The organism is Alkalibacterium subtropicum (assembly GCF_900112455.1).
GTDB classification, from domain to species: Bacteria; Bacillota; Bacilli; order Lactobacillales; family Carnobacteriaceae_A; genus Alkalibacterium; species Alkalibacterium subtropicum.
On sequence record NZ_FOLT01000002.1, the window covers coordinates 204,027 to 220,640 of the forward strand.

Annotated in this window: 15 protein-coding genes; 5 read left to right on the plus strand and 10 right to left on the minus strand. The window is 43.3% G+C overall.

Features of this window, described 5'->3' with window-relative positions:
* Positions 1-38 precede the first annotated feature (38 nt).
* The 5 genes from BM049_RS02790 to BM049_RS02810 all read left to right on the plus strand — a co-directional run bounded on the left by BM049_RS02790 (position 39) and on the right by BM049_RS02810 (position 5,260).
* The gene (locus BM049_RS02790) at positions 39-1,535 is read left to right on the plus strand and encodes a phytoene desaturase family protein (protein ID WP_091528505.1); all 1,497 of its coding nucleotides are present in this window, start codon (positions 39-41) and stop codon (positions 1,533-1,535) included.
* Positions 1,536-1,616: 81 nt separating this feature from the next.
* Positions 1,617-2,108 (plus strand): glycosyl-4,4'-diaponeurosporenoate acyltransferase CrtO family protein, encoded by a 492-nt coding sequence (locus tag BM049_RS02795; RefSeq protein WP_091528723.1) that lies wholly within the window; start codon positions 1,617-1,619, stop codon positions 2,106-2,108.
* Between the two features lie 64 nt (positions 2,109-2,172).
* Positions 2,173-3,690, plus strand: a complete 1,518-nt coding sequence (locus BM049_RS02800) for a phytoene desaturase family protein (protein WP_091528507.1) — start codon at positions 2,173-2,175, stop codon at positions 3,688-3,690.
* Between the two features lie 193 nt (positions 3,691-3,883).
* Positions 3,884-4,369, plus strand: coding sequence for a general stress protein (locus BM049_RS02805; protein ID WP_091528508.1), 486 nt, complete (start codon positions 3,884-3,886; stop codon positions 4,367-4,369).
* Between the two features lie 321 nt (positions 4,370-4,690).
* Positions 4,691-5,260, plus strand: coding sequence for a DUF3267 domain-containing protein (locus BM049_RS02810; RefSeq protein ID WP_091528725.1), 570 nt, complete (start codon positions 4,691-4,693; stop codon positions 5,258-5,260).
* A gap of 946 nt (positions 5,261-6,206) precedes the next feature.
* Here BM049_RS02810 and BM049_RS02815 read toward each other — a convergent pair.
* The 10 genes from BM049_RS02815 to BM049_RS02860 all read right to left on the minus strand — a co-directional run bounded on the left by BM049_RS02815 (position 6,207) and on the right by BM049_RS02860 (position 16,399).
* Complete coding sequence (locus tag BM049_RS02815) at positions 6,207-8,243, minus strand: BglG family transcription antiterminator (protein ID WP_091528510.1); 2,037 nt, start codon at positions 8,241-8,243, stop codon at positions 6,207-6,209.
* 160 nt (positions 8,244-8,403) lie between these two features.
* Entirely contained in the window at positions 8,404-9,663 is a 1,260-nt protein-coding gene (locus BM049_RS02820) for a zinc-binding dehydrogenase (RefSeq protein ID WP_091528511.1), read from the minus strand.
* Positions 9,664-9,667: 4 nt separating this feature from the next.
* Positions 9,668-11,104: a PTS mannitol transporter subunit IIBC gene (locus tag BM049_RS02825; protein ID WP_218147197.1), complete on the minus strand. Its 1,437-nt coding sequence runs from the start codon at positions 11,102-11,104 to the stop codon at positions 9,668-9,670.
* 9 nt (positions 11,105-11,113) lie between these two features.
* Positions 11,114-11,842 (minus strand): nucleoside/nucleotide kinase family protein, encoded by a 729-nt coding sequence (locus BM049_RS02830; RefSeq protein ID WP_091528515.1) that lies wholly within the window; start codon positions 11,840-11,842, stop codon positions 11,114-11,116.
* Positions 11,839-12,279, minus strand: a complete 441-nt coding sequence (locus BM049_RS02835) for a PTS sugar transporter subunit IIA (protein ID WP_091528517.1) — start codon at positions 12,277-12,279, stop codon at positions 11,839-11,841. The genes BM049_RS02830 and BM049_RS02835 overlap by 4 nt, the downstream gene beginning before the upstream one ends.
* Positions 12,280-12,539: 260 nt before the next feature.
* On the minus strand, positions 12,540-12,746 hold the full coding sequence (locus BM049_RS02840) for a hypothetical protein (RefSeq protein ID WP_091528519.1): 207 nt from the start codon (positions 12,744-12,746) through the stop codon (positions 12,540-12,542).
* Between the two features lie 25 nt (positions 12,747-12,771).
* Entirely contained in the window at positions 12,772-13,773 is a 1,002-nt protein-coding gene (locus BM049_RS02845) for an ABC transporter permease (RefSeq protein WP_091528520.1), read from the minus strand.
* Between the two features lie 12 nt (positions 13,774-13,785).
* Positions 13,786-14,895: an ABC transporter permease gene (locus BM049_RS02850; protein ID WP_091528522.1), complete on the minus strand. Its 1,110-nt coding sequence runs from the start codon at positions 14,893-14,895 to the stop codon at positions 13,786-13,788.
* A 1-nt stretch (position 14,896) separates the two neighbouring features.
* Positions 14,897-15,751 (minus strand): ABC transporter ATP-binding protein, encoded by an 855-nt coding sequence (locus tag BM049_RS02855; protein ID WP_091528524.1) that lies wholly within the window; start codon positions 15,749-15,751, stop codon positions 14,897-14,899.
* Positions 15,752-16,399 carry a TetR/AcrR family transcriptional regulator gene (locus tag BM049_RS02860; protein ID WP_218147193.1) on the minus strand — a complete coding sequence of 216 codons (648 nt, stop codon included), beginning with the start codon at positions 16,397-16,399 and terminating at the stop codon, positions 15,752-15,754.
* Between the last annotated feature and the right edge of the window lie 215 nt (positions 16,400-16,614).

Genomic DNA, 16,614 nt, shown 5'->3' on the forward strand with positions numbered 1-16,614 from the left:
AGCTGCACATCAAACATATTGAAAGGTGTTGAACGTCATTGGAAAAACAAAAAACAGTGCTCGTTATTGGCGGAGGACTCGGAGGTCTCTCTGCTGCCATTTCTTTAGCTCAAAAAGGATACAGTGTGTCGCTTCACGAGAAAAATGATCACATCGGCGGTAAACTCAATCGTCTGGAACAAGACGGCTTTGGGTTTGACCTTGGCCCTTCGATTTTAACGATGCCTAAAGTATTCGAAAAACTGTTCACAGACAGCGGTAAAAAAATGAGCGATTACGTTGCCATTGAAAAGCTGAATCACCAATGGCGGACTTTTTTCCCTGACGGTGATGTTATCGACTTGTATGAAAACTTGAAAGACATGGAAGAAAAAAATCCTTTACTTGATAAAAAAGACATGGAGGAGTTTAATGAACTGCTGGCTTATTCCAAAAACATTTATGAAACAGTAGAAAAAGGCTATTTTGACAAAGGTATCGATAATAAAAGGGAAATCGGTAAGCTGCATGGTCTGATCAGCGTATATAAAAACTTCGATTTACTGCACACTGTTCATCAGGGGATCGATAAACGGATAAGCAATGATCATTTTAGAGATATGCTTTCTTACTACAGCAAGTATGTGGGGTCATCCCCCTACGACGCTCCGGCACTGCTCAACATGCTGATCTATATGCAAAAAGATCAAGGCGCGTGGTATGTTCCCAGTGGCATGCACCTTCTAGGTAAAGCGATGGTCAGACTTGCAGAAGAAATTGGCGTCACTATTCATACCGGCCAACCCATTACACGTCTCAGCAAAGAGAACGGCAAAGTAACAGGTGCCTATTTAGAAGATGGAACTGCTTTGACGGCCGATTATTATATTTCTAATATGGAAGTCATTCCCACCTATGAGCATCTATTAGAAGAAGAGGACCGGTATATTAAAAAATTAAAGAAAAAATTCAAGCCAGCCTGTTCGGGCTTAGTCATGCACCTGGGTGTTAAAAAAACATATCCGCAACTGCGCCATCATAATTTCTTTTTTGCAAAAGACCCAAAGCGTCAAATGGATAAAATTTTCCATAAAAACGAACTGCCTGACGATCCTGTTATTTACTTGGTCAATGTAAATAAAACGGATCCCAGTCAAGCACCCGCCGGCCATGAGAATCTGAAAATATTACCGCATATCCCTCATATTCAGGATGATCCTTTCACGAAAAAGGACTATGACAACTTCGCTGAGCGTGTGCTGATCAAACTGGAAAATATGGGTTTAACTGATCTCCGTCAAAACATTGTGACGCAAGATATCTGGACACCAGAAGACATAAAAGACGTGTACTGGTCCGATCGCGGAGCCATTTACGGAACATTATCGGACCGCAAATTGAATCAGGGATTCAAAATGCCTAAGCATAGTGACCGCTACGACAATCTGTACTTTGTAGGGGGAACGGTCAACCCGGGCGGCGGCATGCCCATGGTTACATTAAGCGGTCAGCAAGTCAGAGACAAAATCGTTGCCCGAGATGACTCTAATACTTAAAAGTAACGCAGGGCTCAAGTATCCAAAAATACTGACAAGTAAAAACGAGCGGGAAAGACAGGTGTAAACATGTGGGATTTTATGATTTCTAATCTGTGGATGACAAATATTGCTGCATGGCTGTTCTTTCATCTCGCTATCTCGATACTTTGTCTAATGATTCCTCAATCTTATTTTTTGAAAAGTGACGGATTCAGACTCTATGCATGGGAACAGTCAGGTAACATCTGGCAAAAACTTTTTCGGGTCAAGAAATGGAAAAATGTTCTGGTCGACGGCGCTTCTGTTTTCCGGATCGGCTACGGCAAAAAAAAGCTGCATGGAAATAAGCGTGACGACTTGATGCTTTTTGCGGCTGAAACGAGGCGGGCTGAACTGACACACTGGTTATCCATTCTTCCCGCTCCATTGTTTTTCCTGTGGAACCCATTTTGGGCGGGATGTCTCATGATTGCTTATGCCCTTGTGTTCAATTTTCCATTTATTATTGTTCAACGCTATAATCGGGGACGCATTCTTGCCATCCTTTCCCCCAAAGACTCAAAAAGCAAGAAAGACATCACCAAAAAATAATGATTCAACGCATTTCTGTGAGACCATTGTCTCGCTTTAAACGTGCAAAAGGGGGACTTTACCTGTGAAGAAAAAAGTGATTGTTATTGGTGCGGGAGCCGCTGGGTTAGCCAGTGCTATTCGCCTGCAGTACAAAGGTTATGATGTGGAACTCTATGAAAAACATCCAACGCCTGGGGGTAAAATGAATCAGATTGAGATGGATGGCTACCGTTTTGACTTAGGGCCCAGCCTGGTCATGATGCCTCAGGTTTATCGCGAAATTTTTGAATACTGCGGACGTGATCCGGATGACTACATCCCTATGGAAAAACTTGACCCCATGTATCGGGTATACTTTAGCGATAACCCAAAAGAACCTGTCGATGTCTCCAGTGATATGGTCAAGTGGACAAAGACACTGGAATCATTCAGTGAATCGGACACTGCTGGTTTTTTCAGGTATCTAAATGATGCGTACAAAAGTTACTCTTTTTCCTGGAACAATATTATAAGGCGGCCTTTCCGAAAACAGACAGACTTTTATAATCTGACTTTACTCAAAGAAGGCCGAGAAGCAAAATCAGGGATCAATGCTGATCAGTTTATCGGACGGTATATTAAAGATGAGCGTTTGAAACAGATGCTCAGCTTTCAGACTTTATACATTGGCATATCCCCGTTCAAAAGCCCCTCCTTTTACACGACGATCCCTATGACTCAATTTCTATACGGGGTCTGGTTTATTAAGGGGGGAATGTATACCATGGCTCGCTCTATGGCCCGCTTATTTCAAGAGCTGGGCGGTCATATCCACTACAACACAAGTGTGGATGAAATTGTTATAGAAAATGGCAAAGCTATGGGTGTTCGTATCGCTGACGAAGTGAAAGCCGCTGACTATGTGGTCTGCAACGCTGATTTCCCTTATGCAATGAAACAGCTGGTGAAAGATGAGCCGGCCAAAGGCAAATATACGGATAAAAAAATCGACAAGATGAAATACTCCTGCTCGACTCTAGTCTTTTATCTGGGAATGAACCGCAAATACGAATCGGTCGAGCACATTCATCACTTTGTCTTTGATGAAGACCTGGAAAAAAACATGCAGCATATTTTCGGTGGCTCTAAGCCACGCCGAGCTTCCTTTTATGTTTATATTGCCTCCAAAATGGATGCTTCGTTGGCACCGGCTGGGAAAGATGGCTTATATATTATGATGCCAGTTTCTAATGTTAAAACTGCCAAGTATGAGTGGAACGAGGACACCATCCATTACTACCGCAAATTAATATTGAACAAGCTGAAAACGATCAAAGGCTTTGAAACAGTTGAAGAAGAGATCGTTGCAGAAAAGCACATGTCTCCCCTGGATTTTGAGTCCACATTCAATGCCTACAACGGTGCCGTGTTTGGTCTGATGCCCACACTACTGCAAAGCAGTCACTTCCGGCCGCAAAGCAAAGCGAAACAGTGTGACAATCTCTATTTCAATGGCAGCAGTACACATCCAGGCGCGGGCGTACCCATTGTTTTACTATCAGCCCGAATTGCCGCGCAGGAGCTCATTCAAGACGATCAGGGCATTTCCTTTGGTTACTGAGCACTGTTCATAGCTCGCTTGTACCTGAAACGCTCTAGACACCATTCACTCTGTTATGACCGCTTTTAATGGGCAGTTTTTTCATATCACCTGGCAGCAGAATCACTTGAAATCGCTATGAATTGTAAATTATTCGCTCTGTCTATATACTGAACACTGTAACGAGGAAGAGAAAGACAAGGAGGAATAGTCCATGAGCAAATTTGCCGAAGGCGTTTACCCTACTGAAGAAGAAGCGGTTCAAGCAGTCAGAGACCTGTTTACTCAGGGATATGATGAAAAAGATATTTTACTGATCACGAACGATTCAAAAAAAGAAGAGATCGCTCAGCAACTCAGCGTCCAGGTGCTGAACATCGACACGATCGATTTTTCCAGTGACGGTGACGAATCAGTCATGGATAAAATCAAAGAGGTTTTTTCCGGTGGATCGGACGACCGGTCACTGGATGATTCCGTGAAGGAGCGTATATACAATAACAAAGAAAACCTTCAAAACGGTCAGATCATGGTTCTTGCTGAACTGACTTCACCTGTGGACCGGGACCCGACGACCGACCCTAACAGTAGGACCGGCGGATCGGTTGACCATTCTGTCCCTCAAGTGACGGATGAATACCATAAAGATACTAAGGGAGATATCCATATCGATAACAGTGATGTCGGTCACCGGCCATAAGACAGATGCTTTCCAGACCAACTGTTGTTTTAGTTTTTTTATTTCCAAACGCTAAAAAAAGAAGACGAGTACTATTGGATACACATCCAACATGTACTCGTTTTTATGTTGCAGATTAATAAGTAACTGATATTTCAACTAAAGATTACTGTTTCTTTTTCGCAGACGGATATACCTGCCTGAACCAGTTCCGTTAACTGAATTTATTTCATTATTTTTATGTGCCGGGGTTTTTCTGTATTTAACCCATTGTGGTAAACTAAATATACTGGATTCTTAATTGCTTGATAGCAAAATAATAATGGAAAGATGGAATTCGTCATGACCTTGCTTAAAGACTACAACCTGATGGATGACAAAAAACTGATCTTCTGGATAAACATGGCCGTTATCCCGTTGTTCCTCTTCTTTATCGTGCTGTTCACCTCCGTCACGCGTGTATTTTTGGGAAGCAGTGATTTCGGCTATAGCTTCAGCATGGATGATCTGACCGGCTTTCTGATCTCGCTTGCACTCTTTTTCGTGATCTACTTTGTACTCATCGTCGTACATGAACTGATACACGGTATTTTCTTCAAGGTGTTCGATCCGGACGGAAAAGTCAGCTTCGGATTCAAGAACGGTATGGCCTATGCCACCAGTCCGCATTCCTATTATCCCAAGAGCCGTTTTATCATGATCTGTCTGGCGCCCTTCGTTTTCATAACAGCCGGTCTGATAGTTCTGCTGGTTCTTGGACTTATCACTGAGTCCTTCTTTGTTTTCTATGCTTCGATCCATGCGGCATCCTGTGCAGGAGACTTTTACTGGGTGGTCCTGCTTTCCCGGCATTCCGGTGATATCCTTGTCGAAGACACTGAAAAAGGCATGACGGTCTATCTTAAAGACTGAAAGGACAGCACCATCGTCTATGTACCGATCTCAATTTTTTTATTGCTTAGCAGAAAAAGTAACCATGATTTGAAACCCAGACGCCTGCCTTTATATATGTGAGCCAGAAAGTTCTAATCAACTGAAGCTGGATAAGAATAATAGGCAAATAGTTTTACTTATCAGAGAGGGCATATCGGCTGTTCAGGCAGCTGATATGCCCTCTTCCTTTTGGTCACTAAATCAACGGCTCTTGACTGATCGGAGCATACTCGCCTGAAGCGAGTATGGGTCATAATAGACCATCTCGGTCTCTGTCTATTCATGAGTAGATATAAACCGTTTTGGTTGAGACAACTCGAAAATTTTTACAGATGGGTGGGCAAAAAAAAGAGGATTTTAGTCTATCCCGGTTTTAATTATAGTCTGAGTTAGCACTAAAACTGCTTTCTAATGACCACCCGAGGCGTAAAAAAATTTGAGCGGACAAAAGAGACCCGTTTTGTTTCCCACCCCACCGTAATACTGTTTTGGGTGGGTAGAAGAAACACTTTTTTATGACTTCCCAAAAGAACCAAACCTTTGACTGGATAAAACTTAGCCAAAACTCGTCAACCCCACATCCTGCTAACCTTTCAGGGGGTCCAATCAGGTTCCATTATGACAGCTGAAGCACCGGGACCCATCTCAATGTGTACAAAGGTCTTAGCCCCGTTAACCTATATAAATCCCTCAAACAACAAGTATGCAAAAAGGGAGAAAGCATGCGTATGATAAGGTGACCTGCCACTGATTAATCGTTGCTGTCACATAACCTTTTTAGCTCTATCTTCAACTTATCGGGAGGCACTGGATATCACCAACATCCTCAGTGTACAACCATACTGAAAAACCTTGAACTAAAGAGTGTACAATCTCCCTGGTCCAAGGTTTTTGCTGAACGAGCTTAATTATTTGTTCATCGCGACTAGATTTCTGACGAGATCAGTTGATAAAGTTCATCCTCCGTCTGATCCTCGTCCAGCGCCTGCATGAAGGCCTCTGATTTCACCAGGTCCATCAAATCGACCAATGTATCCAAGTGTTCCAGATTATCCGCAGAAGCAAAAGAGATCAGTACCTTGATATCATTATCTTTGGAATAGGCCACCTTTTTCCTAAGGATCAGTATACTGAACCCTGTTTTGTATACATCCTCATTCGCCCGGGCATGCGGGATCGCTACATCATTACCCACAAACATATAATAGCCGTATTTTTCAAAGGATTCGATGACTTTCTCCCTATAACTCTCCGCTACATAGTCGTGTTTCACTAAAGGATCCGTTGCTGCCCTGACAGCCTCTTCCCAGTTTTCCACTTCGTCTATTATCTGCAGATGCGTCCTGGGCAGCTGGCTGCTGCTTTCTTTTTCTGCTGAAATCAGATCATCCAATATGAAACTCCCGAACTTTTCTTTCAACGCCTTGATCAGCTCTTTGTTGTTTCCCACTTCCACATTTGAATCGATCGTACTGACGAGTTGAGATAATTCGATTTTCTTAGTCGTTTTCATAATGCCCGCTTTTTCAAGAAGCCTGATATCCTCATCGGTCAGCATGGTATTGACTCTCAGCACAGGGAGATCCGTCTTTACCTCCTGAAGATCGATAGTGGTGATCACCAGGTCGACCGCCTGCTTATCCGGGAATCCACTCAGATAATGCAGGGGGATCGTGTCGATGACCCGTACACTGAACTCTCTCTCCAGACGCTGTTTCAACAGCTTTGATACGGCGATCCCCTGACTGCATACCACGAGAACGTTCTTCGGCTTCTTTTCTGACAGGATGCCTCTGTTCAATGCTACAGCGAAGTGAATCGTTATGAGCGCCACCTCTTCATCGATTTTTCTCTCGGTCGGCAGTAGATCCGACTGCTTCAAGGCTCTCAGTGTACAGTCGTAAACATCGGGGTACTCCGACTGGACATCATAATCGACCGGCTGGCTGATTTCGATGTTGTTTCTTATATTGAACAGAATAGGCTTGATATGATTGGAAAGACCCTCGAACAGCTCTTTGTCCTTTGTCAGATCCACACCGTAAAGATCACTGAATGTACGAATCAGCTGATAAACGGACTTGTCCATCTCGACCCAGTAATGATAGGACATATCCGTCAGCTTGATGTACTTGCCGCTGATCACGCGCTTGGCTGTTTCGATCAAGTCTCCTTCCGATATCCCGACCCCATAGTAATTTTCCAGAATTTTTTTCTCTGACTTGAGGACTTCCAGTTCGTATGAATCAAATGAAGCAGATGTGTCGTTGACTGCCCCTTTTTTATTTCTGAGCAGACAGACGATCAGATAATTGCGGATCGTCCGGTACGTCTCGTCTGAAAAAACACACCCCAGTTTATCTTGAATGCCCGAAAGATACTGACTGACACCTTTGACATCCAGGTCGTTCATATAGCGATCCAGTAGGCTCCCAAACAGAAGCTTGTTGTGGATCGTTTCTTCAGAAATACCGTTCAGTATCTTCCACTGGGCATCTCGTATATTTTTTTCAGTACCCATGAGGACGAAGCCTTGTTTGTGTTTCAAAACAGAGTCCAAGTACAACTGCGGCAGTTCTTTCAGCAGATGGTCATAGTCGTTTTTGACTGTGACACGCGTCACCCCCAGTTTTTTGCTGAAATGCGTCAGATTGAGCTTGCCCATCAAAATGAAGGTAGCCTTCATCAGCAGATAGCGTTCTTTGGACTGCAGCAGCACCTCATCCACGGACAGGTCCTCCAGAAATGCTCCGATCGCCTTTTTAGTGGTTTCATCGATCTGTTCGGAAAAATCATACGGTGAAGCAACTAGCCCTTGTTCATGCAGGACATCTCCGATCGTTTCAAGGTCATACCTCACCGTCCGCTCGCTGACACCGAACTTGCTGGCGAGCGAGTCGACGGTCCTGTATGGATTTTTCAGCAAATCCACGATTATGTCTATTTCTCTGAATGTGAGCATCACTTCCTCCTCCCCTTATGCATCTCGCGTCTTTTTTCCAGCTGAAAAACTGGTCGCCGCATACCCCTATAACATTCAGGGACACTAGCGATACCAGCTTCTCGACTATTCTATTTTACCAGTTATCAGGACAAAAAAGATGATTTTTTGTCTTGATGATTTACTGACCAGTGAAATTCTCCAGCAGATATCTTTCCGCTTCTTCATTCCATATGCCGTCATGTTTTTCGATCAGACGGTGGATCTCCATGAACTTCGGATCGGTTTTTCCTTTTTCCTCGAAGTCTTCCAGTGCAGTCAGTTCCAGTGAAATATGCGGATAAATAGCATTCTTCCCTGCACTGGAGTCTTTCATTCCCAGGATCATTTCCGGCGTTGCTTCCAAACCGCCGACATGGGTGATCATCATGGAAGGATTGATTTTTCCTTCTTCAGTCAGTTTAAGGGACAATTTCATGTCATCTGTCGAACCGCCGGACGTCCCCACGAAATGTGTTGATCCGTAATGGACATTGTACATATTGACCGGCACAGTAAAGTTCTTGTCTGTAGGTCCCGCGAAAAAGTTCAGACATCCGTCAATCCCAAGGATGCTGTCAGCTAAGACGAGCAGAGGTTCAACTGCAGCAAACACCATGACATCGTCATAGCCTTGCCCATCAGACAGTTCCATCAAATACTCTTTCTGATCCTTCACTTTTGCAGCATTGACATAGACCAGTTCCACACCCTTTTCTTTTGCAGCACTGACCGGTACGAGTTTTTTCAAACGTTCGAGTCTCTGCTCATCCATTTCAGTGGCGACAACCTTTCTGACGCCAAGACCGCCATTGACGGCATAATCGAGAGCGCCGATCCCCATGGGTCCGCCACATCCCAGCAGAGCAAGCTGGCCATTTTGCTTCACACCCATCTCATGTTCATAGACGTAGGGTTTGGTATGATAGTTCGCATTGAAAGCCCCGATGATGCAGGACATCGGTTCGGCCAGCGAACCATTGGCGAAGTACGTCCCTTTGAACGGCAGGACCGTACCCAAGTCTATCGCAACTTTTGGAATGATGCAGTAGGTGGCATCGCCTCCGAAGAATTCATAGCTGTAGCCGGCCGAGTAGCCACTGTCCAGCCCCATTGCCGGTTGAAGGACGAATTTATCGCCTGCATTGAACTGGTCTTTAAGTTTTTCTCCGACTTTTTCGATGTAGCCGCCAAATTCATGGCCGACGATGATCGGGTGTTCCTCCAGATTTTCCGGTACCCTTTTGTGATCCTCACCAAGGATCGTTGCCTTATAGGTCGATAAACAGGCCGTGTCGCTGATGACTTTCACCAGCAGTTCTTCCTCTCCGATCTCAGGAAGCTCGAATTCTCTCACTCTCAGGTCTTTTTTACCATAGAGTGCCACAGCTTTCGTTTTCATCTAATCATCCCTTCTTTAATTCTTTCAGCAAGTCCTGCAGATTCGAGTCTTCGATATAGTTTTCGATCGTCACGATCCTGGCATCCGGATGCTTCATGCGGGCTCTTTCGGCCAAGTTCTTGTGTACAACAATAATGTCCGAATCCTCAGGGACATCTTCGATACGGTAATTTTTGACCTCGATCTCGTCCATATCTGCTTTTTTCAGTCTCTTCTTGAAGGTCGTTGCTCCCAAAGCGCTGCTTCCCAGTCCGGCGTCGCAGGCAAAAGCGATCTTATTGACAGGCTGGTCGATCGTTGCTGTAGCTGTTGCTGTTCCTGCACCATAGAGTTCTTTACCTTCAGTCTTCATTTTTTTCGAACGTTCAACAGACGCTTCAAATTCATCATCTTCAGTCTCTGTGCTCTTGTCCGCTTTCAGAAGGGCTGCGGTGACCAGGAATGAAACAACAGTCGCAACCAGAACCCCTGCAATGATACCGATAAAGTTTCCGCGGGGCGTCAAGGCCAGATAAGCAAAGATCGAACCGGGACTAGGTCCGGCAACAAGGCCTGCACCGAAGAGCTGGAATGTCAAGATCCCTGACATACCGCCGGCTATCATTCCCAAGATCGTAATGGGTTTCATTAGTACATAAGGGAAATACAATTCATGAATGCCTCCGAAGAAGTGAATGATGATGGCTCCGGGAGCCGTTCTTCTTGCCACTTTCTTACCGAAAAATGTGAAGGCCAGCAGCAGGCCCAGACCAGGTCCAGGGTTAGAGGCGACCGTGAAGTAAATCGACTTTCCTGCTTCCAGTGTTTCCTGCAGTCCTAACGGATAATAAATACCCTGATCGATAACATTATTTAAAAACAGAACTTTTGCCGGTTCATTTATCAGTGATAAGAGCGGTAAAAAGCCTGTCGATACAAGTGCTTCGATTGCGGCAGTTACAAAGTTATTGGCTACGACAATGATCGGTCCGATGACGAAGAATGAAAACATCATCAGTAGAAAACCTAAGATACCGATAGAAAAGTTATTGACGACCATCTCGAATCCGGCAGGGATCCTGTCGACGATCACTTCATCCGTTTTCTTGATCAGCCAGCCGCCTAAAGGTCCGATAACCATGGCACCCAGGAACATAGGGATTTCAGAGCCTACGATCAGACCGATGGCACCGATCGTCCCCATGACGGCCCCACGCTTGCCTCCGACCATATACCCTCCAGTATGAGCCAGCAGAAGTGGGAGCAGGTAAGTGATAGCCGGTCCGACGATCGCTCCCAGTTCTTCATTAGGAAACCAGCCAGTCGGAATAAATAAGGCTGTCAGGATCCCCCAGGCAATAAAGGCGCCGATGTTCGGAAGGACCATATTGGTCAGGAAGCCACCGAACGCCTGAACTTTAGCCCGGTTTGATCCTTTTGATTTTTTAGCTCCTGTATTCATCATTTTTTATCATCCTTTCACTATTTCTTTTTTATTATTTAAATATAAAGTCAAATCAGGATCGTGATGATTTCCAAGGACCCGTGTAACATTCTTACTGTCACTCTGTTCATAAAATCTGCCTGCTTCAACCCGGCTGACTCCTCCACGCATTTTCCTTTCGATCAGTCGTGTTTTCAGCAAGTGTTCGTCTGTAGTAATGAATATAGAATAATCGCTGTACTCTGCCAGTTCCTGCCAGCCTGCTTCATTCAGCAGCAGCCAGTTCCCTTCGATCAAAACGATGTCGGCATCCACTTTCACTTTCGTCTCACTGACATCATGGGTAGTGCGGTCATAGACCGGCCAGAGGACTGGGTCTTTCCCCAGCGCCTGAAGCGTGGCCTTCAGAGCCTCCACGTCAAACGTCTCCGGACTTCCTTTGATGTCATTCAAAAGTATGTTGTCGTCACCCGCGTTCTTGTAATGAGACAACAGGTATTCTCTTTTATGATGAAAGCCGTCTATGGAAATAGACTGAAAGCTGAACGAATCAAAATGTTCAGTGTACAATTTTTCAAGATAGAGACTCAGTGTTGTTTTTCCGGTCCCTGGCGGTGCCGCAAGAAAAACGATAAGCCTTTCACCTTTTTTTCTTCGTCTCTCAGTCAGTTCACTCAACAGAGGTAAAAACACAGACTGTATCTCCTGTTCACTGTAGTTTGCCTCCACGATGAAACCGTTAACATTCAATTTCATTCTTCCACCATCTCGATTACTTTGATGACTTCTTCTTCATTTTCTGCTGATTTCAGCTTGGCTTTGATTTCTTCCTCAATAAGAATAGAAGAGAGATCTGACAACAATTCCAGATGGGTCGTACTGTCTGTCGCTGCCAGGACGAAGAGGAGTTTCACTTCGCGGTCATCAGGAAACATCACTGATTCATTCAGTTTCATGAATGACATGCTTGTTTTGTTGACACCTTTATCCGTCTCGGCATGGGGCATGGCGATCTCCGGGACGATGACGATATAGGACCCGTTTATGTTGACGTTCTCTATCATTGCATCGACATAGTCCGAATCGATGTAAGCCTTTTCAATCAGTGGTTGAGAAGCGCGTTTGATAGATTCTTCCCAGGAAGATACCTGATTTAAGAACGTTGTATTCCCTTTCAAAAATTCGCTTAGCATATTTTTTCACTCCTTTTTTCAGGCGTTGTATTTTATCTACTCTTACTATAAAAGAGACACACACAATTAGAAACTTACAAGTTCATTCAATTTTCTCTGCAATAAATTTTAAGGCAAGAAAAAGAAGCCCTGTCTGCTCCAAGGCTCCTTTATAGTTAAGCTTAACCTAGCCATTCTAATTACTTGTGTCTATCTTTTTAATGTGGTTCACAACTTTAAAATTTTTTCAAAATCAACACGTTTCCGTTCACTGACACAATTTACAGCGTCAACAGCCATATGCCCACTCCAGCTGCTAGCATCCCCCATATATAAAAGAAAATGACTGTCCCTCTATCCCCAAGTATTTTTCTAAATCCCTCTATTTTACCCATACGCCAAATATTTTTGGGCTTTTTCACCGCAATGAAAAGTACAAAGGCAGCATATACGATCAGCAAGATGCCGAGTAATGGTTCCCAATTCATCAGTGTTTCCTCCTGTCTAATGATATTATTTTAATCCTCTCTTGATCCTCGGAGCGAGTATGACATATACTGCCCCACATAATGCAAGAACGATGCCAGAGTAGCTCAATATCTGAGTCCATGTCCCGTTTTGAGACAAGATCATATCGCTTCCTTTATAGGCCCAGTAGAAGGGATCCCAGTAAAAGAACGGCTGCCAGAAGTCGCTGAGTATTTCAACAGCCAGGACACCGGCAATCAGTGGAAGGAACAACAGTTTTATACTCGATGCGGCACTGATAATGTCTGTATTCGTTACGCCTTGTATAAAGCCTACGAGTATGCTGAGCAGACTCGTCATGAGTATGATCAGCATCATCTGGAGGATGTTGATCTCACCAAAACCTGTAATAAAGATGATGGCAGCTGTTCCGAAAATCGTCAGCAGCACACCTATGACAGATTTTCCGAGTATGAAGGTTGTTCTGGATGTGGGCGTTACATTGATGGCACTAAGTGTATTATCCACTTTTTCTTCTACCATATTCAGGGCAATCAGCATCCCACCAAGAATCGAGATAAATAAGATAGCTCCGTTGACAAGCATTTTTTTAAGCGGCGGAACCGTTTGTCCCAGTTCGACTAATTCCACATTTGAGTCTTCGACATTAACACCCGCTTCGTACAAGCCATTGAGCAGTTTAGCATAGTCTATGACCCATTCTGATTCATTTCCCTGGGTCATGATATAGTAGCCCTCATCTTCAGGAATGATTCCGATGAGCGCATCTCTGTCTTCAACACGATTTTCGATTTCACTTTCACTTTCGAAAACTTCGACATCTGCAAATTGCTCCAGATAGGTGACCTGTTGTTCATTCTCTCCTTCTATCAAGGCGAGATTGACCGTTGTATCGTTTATTCCCGGAGCAAACACATTGATCAATACACCAAACAAAATCGGCATGATAAGTATATAGAGTGAAAGAAAATCTTTTACATTTACTTTAAAATCTCTTTTAAATATGGTCCATATTCTTTTAAACACGGTTATCCCTCCTTACCCTAGTAACGTTTTTTTATATCGATAGTTAGAAAGAGCAAATAAAGCACTTCCTGTTAGTAAAAATACTCCTGAGACTGTCAGTATATATGGCCAGTCATTATTTCCGAGCAATATGGATCTGAAGCCTTCCATCATCGGGTAACTTGGAATGAAACTGATCCATGCCGGGCTCCAGCTCGGTATGAAGAAAGCTATCGAAGGGAGGATCATCAGCATCATGACTACATACAAGACTCCGAATGACTGCATGATATTGCTGTAGAAACTTGCAATCAAAAGTCCGAGAGACGACGCAAAAAAAGCGGTTGTCACAAGCAATACCAGCATCAGTAAATAATCCGGTTGTAATTGCATCAGAGGGATAATGACAAGGTAGCTGGATACAATGGTCGTTAACAGGAGTACTCCTATTTTACTCATTAAATACTGCCAGACAGGCGATGGTGTCACTGCGTAGGCTTTAATGACCCCTTCTTGTCTATCGAGAAAAATATAGGCCGCAATGATAAAGAGTCCCATGAGTGCCCCATTAAAAACGAGCACGGTAGGCAGGATGCTTTCTCTGTCTGAAAGTGCTTCAATGTTCGTCGACAAGGCTCTGACATCCTGATTTTCTATAATTTCTTCAACATTTACAGTCGAATCGACGTTGAGGATCTTCAACAGATTTTTATACTTGTCCGATTCATATCCCTGAAGATAGTACGTGTAATCAAGGTTATTTTCATCATCCAGTGCAATAACAGCAGAAACTTCCTGTTCTTCTTCCGCTATAGCACGCGCATCTTCCTGACTATTTAAAATGTAAATCTCTGTCTCTTCTGTCGTGTACAGGACCGCTACTTTTTCCTGATCATCGATTGTCAGGGTGACGTCTTCGACTTGATCATCAGTCATCTCATCCTGCAATGCTTCCAGATAGCCCTCGCTAGCCTCATCAGGCATATCCAGATAAATATACTCTGTTGTTGTCGTATTGAAACTGTCAGGAACGGCGAATAAAAATATAGCTAAGATCAAAAGAGCCATAAATATCTCAATGTAGAAATAAAATCCTCTAGAGGCTATTTTCAACTCTTTCAAAAAACTTGAAAAGAGTTTCATTTTAAACAAGCCCCCTTCCCGTCACCTTGATGAATATCTCCTCAAGTGTTGCTTCTTTTGTGTGCATCGTTAGAATATCATGATCTCTGATTACTATTTCCAGTGCTTTTTTATCCTCAGGAAGAACCGTAGAGAATGTCTTTTTCTTTACTTCATTGTTTTCCATGTATTCCACTTCAACTAATTTCTCGCCATACTGCAGCTTCAAGTTCTCGGGAGAATCGATCAGTTTGATCTCGCCGTCAACGATGAACGCCACCCTGTCGCACAGTTCATCGGCAATGAACATATTGTGTGTCGTTAAAAAGATGGTCACCCCTTCGTTATTTTTTTCCCTGATGATGTTTTTTATATCTGCAGCAATGGATGGATCCAGCCCCGTTGTGGGTTCATCTAAAAACCAGAGTTCCGGGTTATTGATCATCGACCGGGCAAATGTCAAGCGGTGCTTCATCCCCTTGGAAAATTCTCCTGCTTTGATGTTCTCTTTTCCATCTAAACCGACACGTTTCAATAATTCCATAGACTCAACTGTAGCTACATCAAACAGTTTGCCGTAAAAATCCAGATTTTCTTTGGCCGTTAATTTGCTGTAGACATTGGACTGTTCAAAACTCATGCCGATTTTGTTGAACATATTTTTAGATGTATGTTTGACATCATAGTCAGCAACTTTGACTTCTCCTTGCTGGAGCTGTAAAAGTCCGGTCAGAATGTTCTGTACGGTCGACTTGCCTGCGCCAGACGGACCTAAAAACCCAAAGATTTCGCCTTTTTTCACTTCAAAGCTGATATTTTTGACTTGATACGTCTCATCTTTATTATAAGAATGCGACAAATTTTTTACACTGATCATTTAATGGGCTCCCTTTCTATAAAAACAATCCTTGAGCATATCGATGTAAACATAGATTTCCTGCTCGATCATTTTGTAGTCAAATTCTATCTGACCTTCTATTATTTTTCTTCTAGACTCTTCCCCGCATTTCTCGATCGTCCACCTTATGATGTCGATGGCTCTTTTTACATCAACACCTTCTCTAAAAAGCGAATCATCTATATTCCGGGTATAAATCTGACTGTAAAGGACCATCGGAAAATCCGGGTATTTTTTCAGAATTTCCTCTGTCGTCTTATCCTGAAAAATCTTTAAAGAAAAATCAGCCAGATGAGGGTAATCTTCAAATAAACGGAATTTGATCATGGATATTTCCTTGATGCGCATAAATATATCTGGCTGATCCCAATTCACTTTATTTACGATACGCTCTGTCAGGACATTTATCGTGAAATACTCCAAGTACTCATACAATTTCTCTTTCGTTCCAAAGTAATGATATAAAAGACCTTTAGAAATGCCGGCCTCTTTAACGATCACATTTGTCGACACGCTTTTAAACGGATGCCTGCTAAACTGCTTCATTGAACTGTTGATGATCCTTGATTTTTTTTTTTCGTCTACATGAGCTAATAGATCTTTGATGACACTCACCTCTTTCAACATGATTGACTACTCTGGTCAATTTTATTATAAACCAACTGACTGGGTTGGTCAACGGAGAACATCCTGCCTTTAGTTTTTCACTCCAAATGATGATATTTTTCAACGTTATCACACTCACCTATACTCTGTTGAAAGGGCTTACTGTGATCATGGCTTTCCACATTCGTCCCTGGAATTTACTGTTGTCTCACTATTTAATCCTTTTCTAAAGTGAT